Consider the following 15,416-nt stretch of genomic DNA (forward strand, 5'->3'; position numbering starts at 1 on the left):
GCCGGGCCGAGTCCGGCAGGCTGAACCGGCTGCCCAGCACCGGCCCGGCGGCGAGTGCCGCCGTCAGGCCGAGCGCCGCGGTGGCCGCGGGCAGCCGCACCGGGTCGGCCTGCACCAGCAGGGCCAGGGCCAGCAGGACGCAGAGTCCGGAGGCGATCAGCGTGGCCTGCAGGCCGGCCTGCGACAGGCCGACCCAGTAGCGGGGCGCGTGGGCCACGCCGCACAGGAGCATCATCAGCGCGGCGGCACGGGCGACGCGCACGGGAGCCTTGCCGGACTCGTCCTCGGGGCCCCGGCGAGCGTCGTTCCGGCTGTCCTGCCAGATCCGGTCGGCTGCCGGGACGGCGGGCGCGGGAGCAGGCCGTGACCCGACGGGCTCCACGACGACGGTCGCGGGCGGTACACCGACGGGCCCGGCCGCAACGACAGGAGGACGCAGCACCGTCTCGTGCACCACCGGCTCATGCACCACCGGCTCGCGCACCACCGGCTCGCGCACCACCGACTCACGCGCCAGCGGCTCGCGCACCACCGACTCATGCACCACCGGCTCGCGCACCACCGACTCATGCACCACCGGCTCGCGCACCACCGACTCATGCACCACCGGCTCGCGCACCACCGACTCAGGCGCCACCGGCTCGCGCACCACCGTATGAGGCACCACCGCATGGGCCTGCGCCGTGTGGGCCTGCACCATCTCGGCCTGCACCTTGTGAGTCGGCACCGTACGGGGCACCTCCGACTCGGGCAGCACCATCCCGGGCAACGCCTGATCGGGCGGCACCATCCCGGGCAACGTCTTCTCAGGCTGCACCGTTCCGAGCACCGCCGACTCGGGCGGCACCGTCCCGGACAAAGCCTGCTCGGGCCGCACCGTCGCGTGCCCGATCCGGTCGGCGGCCATGCGGGCGATCAGCTCGGCCAGTTCCTCGACGGGCCGGTGAACGGCCGCCGCCTCGACGACCGCACGCGCGCAGTGGGGCTCCACGGGCGTGCGGTGCATCAGCTCCATGAGCCGGATGAGGTCCTCCAGGGACCGACCCTCGGCGGCGGCACGGATCACCTCGTCGGCACTGCCGGCGTCCCGGGGCGGCCGGGTGAGGAGAGCGACCAGGTGGGTGACGTCCTCGACGGACCGGTCCACGCCGACCGCACGCAGCGCGTCGGACATCGTCCGGGTGTGCTCGGGCGAGCTTTCGAGCAGGGAGAGGAGCCGGACGACGTCCTCCAGGGGACGGTCGGCGAAGGCCGCGTGAACGAGGTCGCGCAGCGGGTCGCCCCGGCCCGGGTCGCCCTCCCGCGGGGCTTCGGCGCTCCGCCCGGAGGGCGGCGATGCGAGTCGGCCGCCAGGGTCGGAGGACGGTGGATCTGCGCCGTGGTCGGACGGTGCGCGCGACGGGGAGACGGGATCACCGACGGACCGTACGGGCGACGGGGCAACGGGATCACCGGCAGACGGTACGGGCGACGGGGCAACGGGATCACCGGCAGACGGTACGGGCGACGGGGCAACGGCATCCCCGACAGGCGATACGAGCGCCGAGACAGCGGCATCACCAGCAGACGGTACGGGCGGTATGGCGGAGTCGCCGTAGGAACCAGGAAACGTGGAGGGGGTGGTCATCTGGGCTCCTGAGGAAGGGTGCGGCCGCACCAGCGCCCCCGCGTGCTGCGCGCGCCGATTCGCAGTCCATTACGCCATTACGCAGTCCATTACTAGGAGCGCGCGCAGGGCCCGGCAACCTGGGTGAGGCAGAGGTGTGAGCCGGTCCGGCGTCTTCTCGCGCGCAGGTGCAATCCTCCGCCGAGGTGGCGCATTCTTGCTGTGTCATCCACCCGGCGGTACACGGGACGAGGTAGGGCCCATGGCTGGGAGCGGGGAGCAGGCGGTCCGTGTGCGGGCCCGGCTCGCCGCGCTGCTGGTCGATGCTTCGGCCGACGCACTCGGCGCGGCGCAGGGTCATGTGGCCGGCGTGTACCTGCGTTCCAGCACCCCGGGACTGCTGCGCCTCGCGGTCCTCCTCGGGCTGCCCGGTTCACTGTTCCGGCCCTGGTGGCGGCTGCACGTCGCCCGGCCCTTCCCGGCGGCCGACGCCTACCGCCTCGGCGTCCAGGTGGTGCTGCCGAACGCCACGGAGACGGTGCGCCGGTATCCGCAGTTCGCTGCGGGCCTGCCCTTCCCGTTCGGGTCGGTGCACGTGCCCGTGCCGGGCGGGTCCGAGCCCTTGGGCGTGCTCACGGTCCTGCGTCCGTCGGAGTCGGACACCGGGGACGAGCTGGTGGACCGTGAACTGCTCGCCCGGCTCGCCGAGGAGCTGGGAGCCGAGCTGCTCGGCCTCGCCGACGGGGACGAGACGGCGGTGGCCTGGGACGGTGAGCCGCTGTGCGTGCGGCCGCCCGCCTCCCGGCCGCCCGAGTCCCGCCTGGGCCGGTTCACCTGGGATCCGGTGACCTCGCAGGTGCACGCGGACGAGCGGCTGTATGCGCTGCTCGGCCTCGGGCCGGACGAGTTCGCGGGGACCGGCCCGGCGCTCGCGGAGGCCGTGTCCCCGTCCGGGGCACCCCGGTTCCTGGCCGCGCTGCACGAGACCGCCGCCGGCAAACCGTCGTCCGGTCCGCTGTGCCTGCGGTCGGGCGACGGTCTTCTGCGGCTGATCGACCTGTGGCGGCCGGGGCCCGAGGCTGGCGGCGCGCCGCGGGTGGTCGGGGTCGTCCTCGACCCGGCGCCTGCCGCGTCGGCGGACGGCGCGGCGGATCTGCTGCCGCAGGGCGTGTTCTGCGTGGACCGGCTCGGCCTCATCGTGTACGTCAACGCGGCCGCGGCCCGGCTGGCGGGCCGGGACCGGGCGTGGCTGCTCGGCCGTCCCGTGGCGGAGGCCATGCCGTGGCTGACCGGACCGCCGTACGACGACCATCTGCGCGGCGCACTGCTGTCGTGCGAGCCGGTCCACTTCCACGCCCGCCACCCGGTCCCCGGGCCCGGTGGCGATGACTGGCTCGCCCTGTCGGTCCACCCCGGTCCGGACCTGCTCACCTGCACGCTCGTCCCGGCCAGCCGCATGGACGCCGCCGCGGAGCCCGCCCCGGCCGGTCTCGAGCCGCACATCCTCGAGGAGGCCGTGGTCGGCGATCCGTCGCTGACGCCGGTGTACCGGCCCATCGCCCTCGCCATCGCGCTGACGGACGCGGTGACCGCGCGGCAGGTGTCCGAGGTCGTCGTGCAGGAGCTGCTTCCCGCGTTCGGCGGGCGCCGTCTGGCCATCTACCTGCTCCAGGACCGGCACCTGTACCTGGCCTGGGAGACCGGCTTCCCGCAGGGCTTCCTCGCCCCTTTCGAGGGGGTCGGTCTCGACGCACACCTGCCCGGCGTGGAGACCCTCACCACCGGCCGTCCGCTGTTCTTCGAGTCGATGCAGCAGGTGGACGCGACCTACCCGGGCATTCCCCTGGACGCCGAGGAGGGCGCCCGCGCGTTCCTGCCGCTGATCTCCTCGGGCCGGCCGGTCGGCTCCTGCATCCTCGGCTTCGAGCGGCCGCGCAGCTTCAGCACGGAGGAACGCACGGTCCTCACCGCGCTCGCCGGGCTGATCGCGCACGCGATGGAGAAGGCGCAGCGCTACGACACCGAGGCCGCGCTCGCCCGCGGCCTGCAGCAGGCGCTGCTGCCCCGCCGGCTGTCGGCGCACCCCGGGGTGGAGACGGCGGGCCGCTATCTGCCGGGCACCCAGGGCATGGACGTGGGCGGGGACTGGTACGACGTCGTGGAGGCCGGGGACGGGCTCGCGCTGGTCATCGGCGACGTGCAGGGCCACGGGGTGCAGGCGGCGGCCACCATGGGCCAGCTGCGCAGCGCCGTACGGGCCTTCGCGCTCGGCGACCGGCCGCCGGACGAGGTGATGAGCGGGACGAACCACCTGCTGATCGACCTGGACCCGGGACAGTTCGCCAGCTGCTGCTACCTGCGTCTCGACCCGGCCACCGGACGGGCCCGGGTGACCCGGGCGGGGCATCTGCCGCCGCTGCTGCGCTGCCCCGACGGACGGACCCGGGTGGTGGACATCCCGGGCGGTGTCGTGCTCGGCGTCGATCCGCAGGCGCAGTACCCGGTGGCCGAGCTGCAGCTGGAGCCGGACGCGATCCTCGCCCTGTACACGGACGGTCTCGTGGAGCGGCCCGGCGCCGACATCGACGACGGCATCACCGCACTGCGTCTGGCGCTGGCGAAGGCCGGTGCGGCCGCCGGACGACGGGGCGGGCGGTCCCTGGCCGGGGTGGCGGACCGGCTGACCTCGACCGCCCGGCACGCCACCGACCGCCCCGACGACGTGGCGCTGCTGCTCGCCACCCTCCGCCGGGCGCCCGGGCACCGCCGATGACCGGGTCGCGCCGCCGGGGCCGGGGGCCGTCACCTCGTGCGACGGTCTCGCCTGACGGGGCCGGGCAGTGTAGACATGGCCTCATGGTCCGACTGCCCGCGCGGCCCGCGACTCGGCCGCTCCGCCGCCTCGGGCACCGGCGCGCAGCGCAGGGGCCGCGGCAGACGGGGACCGGCGCGGACGGCGGCCGGCCGGGTGTGCTGCGCTCGGCGGTGACCGGAAGCAGCGTCGCCGGGCAGGTGTTCATCCTCCAAGTGGTGATCGTGCTGCTGCTGGTCGTGTCGGCCGTGGTGGCGCAGGTGCTCCAGGTGCGGCACGACAGCAATCTGGAGGCGCGCAACCGCTCCCTGGCCGTCGCCGAGACGTTCGCCCACGCGCCCGGCACGGCGGCCGCGCTGCGTGCCCCGGATCCGACGGCGATCCTGCAGCCGAAGGCAGAGGCGGCCCGCAAGGCGTCCGGCGTGGACTTCGTCGTCGTGATGAACACCGACGGCATCCGCTACACCCACCCAAAACCGGACCGGATCGGCAAGAAGTTCGTCGGGACCATCGCGCCGGCCGTGGCCGGCGGCACGGTCGTCGAGCAGGTCAACGGCACTCTGGGCGAGCTGGTGCAGGTCGTGGTGCCGGTGAAGGACGCCCACGGCACGGTGGTGGGCCTGGTGTCGGCCGGGATCACGACCGCGCACGTGGGCGGGGCCGCCCAGGAGCAGCTGCCGCTGCTGCTCGCGGCGGCAGCGGCCGCGCTCGCGCTCGCCCTCGGGGGCACGGCCCTGGTGAGCAGACGGCTGCTGCGGCAGACGCACGGCCTGGGCCCTTCCGAGATGACCCGTATGTACGAGCACCACGACGCGGTGCTGCACTCGGTGCGCGAGGGCGTGCTCATCGTCGGCGGCAACGGCCGGCTGCTGCTCGCCAACGACGAGGCGCACCGCCTGCTGGACCTGCCCGAGGACGCCGAACAGCGGCATGTGCGGGACCTGGGTCTGGACGACGAGACGGCGGGGCTGCTCGCCTCCGGGCGGATCGCGACGGACGAGGTGCACCTGGTCAAGGACCGGCTGCTCGCCGTCAACCAGCGCCCCACCGACCTGCGCGGCGGCCCGCCCGGCAGCGTCACCACGCTGCGCGACTCCACGGAGCTGCGCGCCCTGTCGGGCCGTGCGGAGGTGGCGCGCGAGCGGCTGAACATGCTGTACGACGCCGGAGTGGGCATCGGCACCAGCCTGGACGTGAGCCGCACGGCCCAGGAGCTCGCGGAGCTGGCTGTGCCCCGGCTCGCGGACTTCGCCACCGTGGACCTGTTCGACGCGGTGCTGAACGGGGAGGAGCCGCGGCCCGGGACCTCGCTGCGCCGGGCGGCGTTCTGCGGCTTCCGCAAGGACGTCCCGCTGTACCCGGTGGGCGAGCGCATCCGGTTCGTGGCGACCTCGCCGCAGGCCCGGAGTCTGACGACCGGGCAGTCGGTCATCGAGCCGGTGCTGAGCGAGGCACCCGGCTGGCTCGCTCAGGACGTGGAGCGCACCGGGGGGGTGGTGGCCTCGGGCATCCACTCCCTGATCACCGTGCCGCTGCGGGCGGGCAGCCTGGTCCTCGGTGTGGCGAACTTCTGGCGTTCGCAGAAGCCGGAGCCCTTCGACGACGAGGAGCTGGCCCTCGCCGAGGAACTGGTCACGCGGGCCGCCGTGTCCATCGACAACGCCCGCCGATACACCCGCGAGCACAGCATGGCGGTGACGCTCCAGCGCAGCCTGCTGCCGCGCACCCTGCCGGAGCAGGGCGCCCTGGAGATCGCCTACCGCTATCTGCCGGCACAGGCCGGCGTGGGCGGCGACTGGTTCGACGTGCTGCCGCTGTCCGGTGCCCGGGTGGCGCTGGTGGTGGGGGACGTCGTGGGGCACGGGCTGCACGCGGCGGCGACGATGGGCAGGCTGCGCACGGCGGTGCACAACTTCTCGTCACTGGACCCGCCTCCCGACGAACTCCTCTCCCTGCTGGACGAATTGGTGGGCCGGATCGACCAGGACGAGACCCCGGACGACGGGGCCGCCGCGGTCACCGGGGCCACCTGCCTGTACGCGGTGTACGACCCCGTCTCCCGGCGCTGCACCATCGCCCGGGCCGGCCATCCGCCGCCCGCGCTGGTGCACCCGGACGGCCGGGTGGAGTTCCCGGAGGTGCCGGCCGGTCCCCCGCTGGGCCTCGGTGGGCTGCCGTTCGAGACGGCCGATCTGGAGCTGGCGGAGGGCAGCCGGCTGGTGCTCTACACCGACGGTCTGGTCGAGGACCGGGACCGGGACATCGACATCGGTCTGGAGCTGCTGAGCGATGCCCTGCGCAGGGCGCCGGACACCTCGCCGGAGGACACCTGCCGGGCCGTGCTGGACGTGCTCCCGGCCCGGCCCAGCGACGATGTCGCGCTGATCGTGGCCCGCACCCGGGTCCTCGGCGCCGATCGGGTCACCGAGTTGCGGGTGGCGTCCGATCCGGCGGCCGTCTCGGAGGTACGGGCCTTCGTCAGCCGTCAGTTGGCCGACTGGGGCCTGGAGGAGCTGTCGTTCACGACGGAGCTGATCCTGAGCGAGCTGGTCACCAACGCCATCCGCTACGGTCGCGGCCCGATCGGCGTACGGCTGCTGCGCGAACGGACGCTGATCTGCGAGGTCTCCGACCGCAGCACGACGTCCCCGCATCTGCGCTACGCGGCGACCACCGACGAGGGCGGCCGGGGCCTGTTCCTGGTCGCACAGATCGCGGACCGCTGGGGCACTCGTTACACCTCCAGGGGCAAGATCATCTGGGCGGAGCAGCCGCTGCCCTGAGGACCGTGCAGCAGGACGTCGAGGGCACCCCGTGGTGCGGGTGATGATCTCCGGCGTCTTCTCCCGCAGGAGGCGCCGCCCCGCCCGCCGCGCTTCAGCCCAGGGCGCGGTCGAGGTTGAAGGCGGCGCTGATGAGGGACAGGTGGGTGAACGCCTGCGGGAAGTTGCCCTGTTGCTCGCCGGTGCGGCCGATCTCCTCGGCGTACAGGCCGAGATGGTTGGCGTAGGTGAGCATCTTCTCGAAGGCCAGCCGGGCCTCGTCGAGCCGGCCCGCCCGGACCAGAGCCTCGACGTACCAGAAGGAGCAGATGGAGAAGGTGCCCTCGTCGCCGCGCAGGCCGTCGGGGCTGACCTGGGGGTCGTAGCGGTAGACGAGGGAGTCGGAGACCAGGTCCTCGGTGAGGGCGTCCAGGGTGGACAGCCACTTGGGGTCGGTGGGCGCGATGAACTTGGCCAGCGGCATCATCAGCACGGAGGCGTCGAGGACGTCGGCGTCCTCGTACTGCACGAAGGCGCCCCGGCGCTCCGACCAGCCATGGTCCATGACCCGCCGGTAGATGGTGTCCCGGGCCTGGCGCCAGCGGCGATGGTCGGCCGGCAGCCCGCGGTGGGTGGCGAGGCGGATGGCCCGCTCGATCGCGACCCAGCACATCAGCCGCGAGTACAGGAAGTTCTTGCGGCCGCCGCGCGTCTCCCACACGCCCTCGTCGGGCTGGTCCCAGTGGTCGCACACCCAGTCGACCAACTGGCACACATCGTCCCACTGGCCGCTGGAGATGGGCTGCGCCCACTTGTCGTAGAGATAGATGGAGTCGATCAGGGCGCCGTAGATGTCCAGCTGGAGCTGGTCGGCGGCGGCGTTGCCGACCCTGACCGGCGCGGAGCCCAGGTGCCCCTCCAGGTGGGGCAGCTCGCGTTCCGGCAGGTCGGATCGGCCGTCGATGCCGTACATGATCTGCAGCGGTCCGGTGGCGGCGCCGTCGCCGGGGCTGATGTGCGTGGTCAGGAACGTCATGAAAGCCTCGGCCTCACCACTGAAGCCGAGCCTGAGCAGCGCGTAGACGGCGAAGGCGGCGTCGCGCACCCACACGTAGCGGTAGTCCCAGTTGCGCTCGCCGCCGAGCTGCTCGGGCAGGCTGGTGGTGGGCGCGGCGACGATGGCGCCGGTGGGGGCGTAGGTGAGCAGCTTCAGGGTGAGGGCGGAGCGATGCACCATCTCGCGCCAGCGGCCCCGGTAGCGGGACTGGTGCAGCCAGCTGCGCCAGTAGACGACGGTGGCGTTGAACTCCTGCTCGGCCTCGGAGTGGGCGCAGCCGCGAGGCATCACCTCCCCGCCGAGCTGGTCGAGGGCGAACACCGCCGTCTCGCCCTCGCTCAGCTTGAAGTCGGCCCATGTGTCGCGGCCGTCGTTCTCCACCATGACGGTGGAGGTCAGCGCCAGGGACCGGTCCGGGGACTCGAAGACGACCACACCGTCCAGAAAGCGCAGGGTGTGCGGGTCGGCACCGTAGTTGAAACGCGGCGCGATCAGGGCGCGGAACGGCACGGTGCCGCGGACGCACACCACGCGCCGGATCAGCCGGTGCCGGCGAACCTCGCCCGACCTGTCGCAGCAGACGGGCATGAAGTCCTGCACCTCGCCGACGCCGTCCTCGGTGAAGAACCGGGTGATCAGCACGTTGGTGTCCGGGAAGTAGAACTGCTTGGTGCGCGCCGGTACGGCCGCGGCCAGCTCGAAGCGGCCCCCGCGCTCGGCGTCCAGGATGGCCGCGAAGACGCTGGGGTCGTCGAAGGACGGGCAGCAGTACCAGTCGATCGTTCCGTTGGTGCCGACCAGGGCGACGCTGCGCAGATCGCCGATCAGGCCGTGCTCGGCGATCGGCAGGTAGCGGGGGCTTGCGGACGACTGCTGCTGGAAGGGCATGTCGGCCATGGCTGAGGCCTCCCCGGTGCGAGGTGCGGGCTCTTTCCCAGCTTAGGTGCGAGTGCTCCGCGGCGACGTGGGCAGACGCTCCTCGGCCCGGCCCCGAGGCGCCTTCCGGATGCAGGGTGCGCCGAGGCGGGGAATCGTAAGACTGTGCCCCGTTCGGCGGCACCGGCACGGATGCGGTCATCCGGACCGAGGAGGAGGCATCATGTCGACATCCACACCCGAAGAGTCCCGGTCGTCCGACGACCACTGCACCCCGGACGCCCTGCTCCACTCCGCCCCGGCGAGGGACGTCACCCCGGAGGACCTGGTGATGGCGGCGGGCAGGGACGTCACTCCGGCGACCCTCGACTGGGCGCGCCGCAAGCTGGAGACCGAGGGCCAGGCGGCCGTCGAAAAGCTGCTGCCCTAGGGCGGTCCGGGAAGCGTCGAGGACACCAACGGGGAGGCACCGGGCAGGGGCGCGCGCCGTTCGCGCCGGGGCGTGCCCGTCCGGTGTCGGGTCGGACCCGCGGCGGCGACGGCACAGGCCTTCCGCGGGGCACCCGGCGGCTGACACACTCCGGAGGATGCCCGACTTTGACGTGCTCGTGATCGGATCAGGACCCGGCGGGCAGAAGGCCGCCATCGCCGCGGCCAAGCTCGGCCGCCGGGTCGCCGTCGTCGACCGCCCCGACATGCTCGGCGGGGTCTCCCTGCACACCGGCACCATCCCCTCCAAGACCCTGCGCGAGGCCGTCCTGTACCTGACCGGCCTCACCCAGCGCGACCTGTACGGGCAGAGCTACCGGCTGAAGGACGAGATCACCGTCGCCGACCTGACCGCCCGTACCCGGCACGTGGTCGGCCGGGAGGTGGACGTCGTCCGCAGCCAGCTGGCCCGCAACCAGGTGGCCGTGTACTCCGGGACGGGGCGGTTCACCGGCCCGCACACCGTGGCCCTGCGCGACGAGGTCACCGGGAACGAGCGGCTGCTGAGCGCCGGGCACATCGTGATCGCCACCGGCACCCGGCCGGCCCGCCCGGGCAGTGTGGAGTTCGACGGGCGCACGATCATGGACTCGGACAACGTGCTCTCGCTGGAGCGGGTACCGCGCTCCATGGTGATCGTGGGCGCCGGTGTGATCGGCATGGAGTACGCCTCGATGTTCGCCGCGCTCGGCAGCAAGGTCACCGTGGTGGAGAAGCGGCCCGCCATGCTGGACCTGTGCGACGTCGAGGTCGTGGAGTCGCTCAAGTACCACCTGCGGGACCTCGCCGTCACCTTTCGGTTCGGGGAGACCGTCGCGGCCGTCGAACGCCATGCCCGGGGCACCCTGACCGTGCTGGAGAGCGGCAAGAAGATACCCGCCGACACGGTGATGTACTCGGCGGGCCGCCAGGGCCTGACCGCCGGACTCGACCTGGACAGGGCGGGGCTAACGGCCGACGCGCGCGGCCGGATCAGGGTGGACGAGCACTACCGCACCGAGGTGCCGCACATCTACGCCGTAGGCGACGTCATCGGGTTCCCCGCCCTCGCGGCGACCTCGATGGAGCAGGGCCGGGCCGCCGCGTACCACGCCTGCGGGGAGCCGGTCGGGCGCATGCACAACCTCCAGCCGATCGGCATCTACACGATCCCGGAGATCAGCTTCGTCGGCCGCACGGAGGACCAGCTCACCGAGAACTGCGTCCCCTTCGAGGTGGGCATCGCCCGCTACCGGGAACTGGCGCGGGGCCAGATCATCGGGGACTCGCACGGCATGCTCAAGCTGCTGGTCTCCCCGGTGGACCGCACGCTGCTCGGGGTGCACTGCTTCGGCACGGGCGCCACCGAGCTCATCCACATCGGCCAGTCCGTGATGGGCTGCGGCGGCACCGTCGACTATCTGGTCGACGCGGTCTTCAACTACCCGACGCTGGCGGAGTCTTACAAGGTGGCAGCCCTGGACGCGACGAACAAGCTGCGCCAGATCGACCACCTCGGGGACTGAGCGGGCAGGCCACGGGCGAAGTCCCCAGGGGCGCGGGGAATTGCGCGCCCCGCCGAGGCGGACCCGCACCCGTCACAGCCCGCAACCCCCACGGCACCGCGCCTCAGACGACAACGAACAGCTCAGCACAGATTACCGGTTGGTCATCTTGAAACCGCAATGAGTGACGCTATCATCACACCCACACTCGGTGACCGTCCGCCGACGCTCGGCAGCACGGTGTGTCCACCACCTCCCTGGCACCACCCCTTGCCACCGTCCCTTTCTCCGTTCTCCTGGCCGGCCGCCGACCCGAGGCCACCCCTTCTTTCGGGTTCGAGGCGGGTCCAACCCCCCACCCGTACGCCGCCGGGCAGGCCGACCGTCCGTGCGCCGTGCACAACCGGAAAGCGGCACGACCATGAGCAACTTCAGGGGCAGAGGCCTGCAGGCCAACGTCCTCGGCACGTTCGACACCGTGGTGATGGCGGTCGCCGGCAGTGCGCCGGCGTACTCGCTCGCCGCGACCACCGCGGTCCTCGTCGGCGCGGTGGGACTGGCCAGCCCGGCCGCCCTGCTGTACTGCGCGATACCCATGCTGGGCATCGCCCTGGCGTTCAGCTATCTCAGCCGGATCGACGTCAACGCGGGTGCCAGCTACTCCTGGGTGGGCCGTACGCTCCACCCGTTCCTGGGCTTCATCAGCGGCTGGGCGCTGGTGATCTCGGCGACCATCTTCATGGTGGCCGGTTCGCTGCCCGCAGGATCGATGACCCTGGCCCTCTTCGACGCGAAGCTCGCGGACAACACGGCGCTGTCCACGGTGGTCGGCGCGGCGTGGTTCCTCGTCATGCTGGGCGTGGTGCTCGGCGGCGCCCGGCTCACCGTCCGCGCTCAGCTTCTCATGTCCGGCGTGGAGTTGGGCATCCTCGCACTGTTCGCGGTGCTCGCCGTCTTCCACTCTCACGACGCCCGCTCCTTCGACTGGTCCTGGCTGGGCTTCTCCCACTTCGACGGCGTGGGCGGGTTCGCATCCGGTGCGCTGATCGCCGCGTTCTACTACTGGGGCTGGGACGTCACCAGCAACCTCAGCGAGGAGACCCGCAACAGCCGCCGAACGACCGGGCTCGCCGGCCTGATCGGGGTCGGCATCGTCTTCCTGCTGTTCGAGGTGTTCACCATCGCGGTGAACGTCATCCTGTCCTCGAAGCAGATCGAGGAGAACGACGCCAACGTGCTCGGGGTGCTGGGCGAGGAGATCTGGCCCGGCTGGGGCGGCAAGCTGCTCATCGTGTCCGTGATGCTGTCCACGATCGCCACGCTGGAGACCACGCTCATTCAGGTCACGCGCTCGCTGTTCGCGATGGGCCGCGACCGTACGATGCCGTCCGCGCTCGGCCGGGTGCACCGCGGCTGGAACACACCGTGGGTGGCGATCGTCGTGGTCGGCGCGGTGGCGCTGGTGATGTTCATCGCCTCCAACGCGCTCGGCTCGGTGGGCGACATCCTCTCCGACGCGATCGCGGCGATCGGCCTGCAGATCGCGGTCTACTACGGGCTGGCCGGGCTCGCGGTCGTCGTCGCCTACCGCAAGATGCTGCTGAAGTCGGCGTCCCATTTCGTCCTCGGCGGACTGTGGCCGCTGCTCGGCGCCGTGTTCATGTTCTGGATCTTCGTCGAGTCGCTGGGCGACCTGAGCGGGGCGGCGATCGCGATCGGCGTCGGAGGACTGGCGCTCGGGCTGGTCCCGATGCTCTGGTACTGGCGGCAGGGCAGCGACTACTACCGGCCCGCGAAACTGGATGCGACGCGCACCGTCGAGGCGGAGTACGTTCCCGACGGCGCCACGGTTCCGTCGGGGTTGCACGAGGGTCTCCCCACCGACTTCTGAGGGAGTTCCCGATGGCGCGAGACCGATTCACGCCCGACTTCGACCCCGACTGCGGAGACGTGCCGCTCACCTCCGCCCGGCAGGACATCGTCATCGGCCGCTGGCAGGGTCTCAGGGACCTGCTGTGGGTCACCGGCGACGACTGGACGCTGCGCGGCCACCGGGTACGGCTGCTGGCGCAGGCCTGCGCGGGCAGTTCGACGGTGGAGTCGTGGCTGGCCGCAGAGCCGGACAGCACCGACGCCCAGGTGCTGCGCGCGGCGACCGAGACGGCCCGGGCGTTCCACCTGGCCATCACGGCCGGGCGGGGCGTGCCGATCGACCGGGACCGCATCGACACCGCGGTCCTGGCCTGCTTGCACGCCACCGACGCCTGCCCGGAGGACCCCACGCCGTGGGTGTCGCTGATCTCGGTCGCCCGGCTGTATCCGACGGGCGTACGACGCCGGGAACTGGCCCGCTGGTGGGACGAGTTGCACGGCCGGGACCCCTACAGCGTCGAGGCTCACCTCCAGGTGCTGCACTACTACTCGGCCCGCTGGCACGGCACGCACGGCCTGATGTACGACTTCGCCCGGGACGCCGCCGGGGTGGCACCGGCCGGCTGCCCGCTGCCGGTGCTGGTGCAGTACGCCCGCGTCGAGGAGTACCGCTACGCCCTCGACGGCGCCCGGGGCCAGCGGGGTTCGGTGGGCCTCGGCCCGCACTGGGACCACGACGGTGCGGTCAGCGACGTGCGCCGCACCTGGGAGCGTTGGGTGCGGGCCCGCCCGCCGGGCGGTGTGGCCCCCACCGAGGTGCGGGACCTGAACCACCTGGCGCACGCGGCCTGTCTGGCCGGCACCCCGGACCTCGCCGCCGCGCTGCTGCGGATGCTGGGCCGCCGCGTCACCCGCACCCCGTGGTCGCTCACGGGGGATCCGGAGCAGCAACTGAGCAAATGGCACCGGGAGTTGGGTGTGCGGGCCTGGAGCAACTCTGGACGCGGTCCCGGGTGAGGACGAGTCCGGCTGCGGCCGTTGCGGCCAAGGCGCAGCACAGTGTGCCTGCCGCCATGCCGCCGGCAGTGGTGAACGTGACGAAGGGCAGGGCCAGGAGGGCGCAGGCGCGGGACGGCGCGCCGTACGCCCAGGCCCCTGGAGGCAGGCGTTGGCGCGTCAGTCGGCGGACCCCTCGGCCAGGCCCGCCGTCCACTTCTCCTCGATGCGGCCCGTCCTCCACACCAGCAGAGCGATCACCCAGGTGGCGAAGAACAGGCCGACGATGACGAAGCCGACCGTGTTGAGGTCGAGGCCCGCTATCCAGTCCCAGAACGCGCCGTGCAGGTCCAGCTTGTCGGCGAGCAGGCCGAGGAGTTCGACCGTGCCGATGATCAGGGCGACGGCCACGGACAGCCCGGTGATGGTGAGGTTGTAGTAGACCTTGCGGACCGGCTTGGAGAAGGCCCAACCGTACGCGAAGTTCATGAACGAGCCGTCGATGGTGTCCAGCAGGGACATGCCCGCCGCGAACAGCACGGGCAGGCACAGGATCGCGTACCAGGGCAGGCCGGAGGCGGCGCCGGAACCGGCGAGGACGAGGAGGGCGATCTCGGTCGCCGTGTCGAAGCCAAGGCCGAACAGCAGGCCCAGCGGGTACATCTGCCACGGCTTGGTGATGGACCCCGTGACCCGGCCGAGGAGACGGTTCATGAAGCCGCGGTTGTTCAGGTGCTGCTCCAGGGCGGCCTCGTCGAAGTCGCCGGAGCGCATCCCGCGGAACACCTTCCAGATACCGGCCAGGATGACGAGGTTGATGCCGGCGATGAGGTAGAGGAAGGTGCCGGACACCGTCGTACCGATCAGGCCGGTGACCTCGTGCAGGTGCGAGCCGTCGTCGCGGACGGGTCCGGCGAGGGTCTTCATGCCGAAGGAGAGCAGCAGGGAGAGCCCGAAGACGATGCTGGAGTGGCCGAGCGAGAACCAGAAGCCGACCGACAGCGGCCGCTGTCCCCCGCCCATCAGTTTGCGGGTGGTGTTGTCGATCGCCGCGATGTGGTCGGCGTCGAAGGCGTGCCGCATGCCCAGCGTGTACGCCGTCACGCCGATGCCTATGCCGAACGCCGCCGGCTTTCCGTCGGATCCGGTACCGACGCTGAAGTGCTGCGGTGCGACGATCCCGGCCAGCGTGCCCCAGCCGATCACGTGCAGGGCGAGGACGAAGGCGGCCATCCCGCCGGCCCTGGTCCACTCCTGCCGCGTCATCGAGCCGCGGACGCGGTGCCAGGCCGAACGCCGTGCGTCGGCCTGGGCGGGGAGGGAGGGAGCGGAACCAGGGACGGCCGTCATCGGGAGGGTGTTTTCCTTCGCTGCCGGTACGGGAACGGCTGCGCTGCACAGCCTTGTGCCATCTTCACGTACCTGCAACTCATGTGCAGTAAAGTCCGCGACAGGCCTTCCC

The 15,416-nt window shown here is 72.2% G+C and carries 8 protein-coding genes and 1 pseudogene; 6 read left to right on the top strand and 3 right to left on the bottom strand.

What is annotated here, in order from left to right:
• Nucleotides 1-1,174, bottom strand: a pseudogene (locus tag AB0H32_RS18690) (hypothetical protein); the annotation flags it as partial.
• Between the two features lie 694 nt (nt 1,175-1,868).
• On the opposite strand from AB0H32_RS18690, the gene AB0H32_RS18695 reads away from it, so the two are divergent.
• Nucleotides 1,869-4,379, top strand: coding sequence for a SpoIIE family protein phosphatase (locus AB0H32_RS18695; RefSeq protein ID WP_361121283.1), 2,511 nt, complete (start codon nt 1,869-1,871; stop codon nt 4,377-4,379).
• 83 nt (nt 4,380-4,462) lie between these two features.
• Complete coding sequence (locus AB0H32_RS18700) at nt 4,463-7,201, top strand: SpoIIE family protein phosphatase (protein ID WP_361121285.1); 2,739 nt, start codon at nt 4,463-4,465, stop codon at nt 7,199-7,201.
• A 94-nt stretch (nt 7,202-7,295) separates the two neighbouring features.
• On the opposite strand, the gene AB0H32_RS18705 is transcribed toward AB0H32_RS18700, so the two are convergent.
• Nucleotides 7,296-9,134, bottom strand: coding sequence for a glycoside hydrolase family 15 protein (locus AB0H32_RS18705; protein ID WP_361121288.1), 1,839 nt, complete (start codon nt 9,132-9,134; stop codon nt 7,296-7,298).
• Between the two features lie 202 nt (nt 9,135-9,336).
• Between AB0H32_RS18705 and AB0H32_RS18710 the strand changes: the two genes are divergently transcribed.
• From AB0H32_RS18710 to AB0H32_RS18725, 4 genes are all read left to right on the top strand, one after another.
• Nucleotides 9,337-9,543 carry a hypothetical protein gene (locus tag AB0H32_RS18710; protein WP_361121291.1) on the top strand — a complete coding sequence of 69 codons (207 nt, stop codon included), beginning with the start codon at nt 9,337-9,339 and terminating at the stop codon, nt 9,541-9,543.
• Between the two features lie 157 nt (nt 9,544-9,700).
• Nucleotides 9,701-11,107, top strand: coding sequence for a Si-specific NAD(P)(+) transhydrogenase (gene sthA, locus AB0H32_RS18715; RefSeq protein WP_361121294.1), 1,407 nt, complete (start codon nt 9,701-9,703; stop codon nt 11,105-11,107).
• Nucleotides 11,108-11,507: 400 nt separating this feature from the next.
• Complete coding sequence (locus AB0H32_RS18720; protein ID WP_361121297.1) at nt 11,508-12,977, top strand: APC family permease; 1,470 nt, start codon at nt 11,508-11,510, stop codon at nt 12,975-12,977.
• 11 nt (nt 12,978-12,988) lie between these two features.
• Complete coding sequence (locus AB0H32_RS18725; protein WP_361121300.1) at nt 12,989-13,975, top strand: hypothetical protein; 987 nt, start codon at nt 12,989-12,991, stop codon at nt 13,973-13,975.
• A 159-nt stretch (nt 13,976-14,134) separates the two neighbouring features.
• On the opposite strand, the gene AB0H32_RS18730 is transcribed toward AB0H32_RS18725, so the two are convergent.
• Nucleotides 14,135-15,304 (bottom strand): HoxN/HupN/NixA family nickel/cobalt transporter, encoded by a 1,170-nt coding sequence (locus AB0H32_RS18730; RefSeq protein ID WP_361121302.1) that lies wholly within the window; start codon nt 15,302-15,304, stop codon nt 14,135-14,137.
• Between the last annotated feature and the right edge of the window lie 112 nt (nt 15,305-15,416).

The sequence above is a fragment of the Streptomyces sp. NPDC020362 genome (assembly GCF_040642095.1).
Lineage (GTDB): Bacteria > Actinomycetota > Actinomycetes > Streptomycetales > Streptomycetaceae > Streptomyces.

What these genes read in the sequence shown, in the direction of transcription:
- AB0H32_RS18725 (WP_361121300.1), top strand. Translation starts at nt 12,989, where the DNA reads ATGGCGCGAGACCGATTCACGCCCGACTTCGACCCCGACTGCGGAGAC.
- AB0H32_RS18710 (WP_361121291.1), top strand. Translation starts at nt 9,337, where the DNA reads ATGTCGACATCCACACCCGAAGAGTCCCGGTCGTCCGACGACCACTGC.
- AB0H32_RS18730 (WP_361121302.1), bottom strand. Translation starts at nt 15,304, where the DNA reads ATGACGGCCGTCCCTGGTTCCGCTCCCTCCCTCCCCGCCCAGGCCGAC.
- sthA (WP_361121294.1), top strand. Translation starts at nt 9,701, where the DNA reads ATGCCCGACTTTGACGTGCTCGTGATCGGATCAGGACCCGGCGGGCAG.
- AB0H32_RS18720 (WP_361121297.1), top strand. Translation starts at nt 11,508, where the DNA reads ATGAGCAACTTCAGGGGCAGAGGCCTGCAGGCCAACGTCCTCGGCACG.
- AB0H32_RS18705 (WP_361121288.1), bottom strand. Translation starts at nt 9,134, where the DNA reads ATGGCCGACATGCCCTTCCAGCAGCAGTCGTCCGCAAGCCCCCGCTAC.
- AB0H32_RS18695 (WP_361121283.1), top strand. Translation starts at nt 1,869, where the DNA reads ATGGCTGGGAGCGGGGAGCAGGCGGTCCGTGTGCGGGCCCGGCTCGCC.
- AB0H32_RS18700 (WP_361121285.1), top strand. Translation starts at nt 4,463, where the DNA reads ATGGTCCGACTGCCCGCGCGGCCCGCGACTCGGCCGCTCCGCCGCCTC.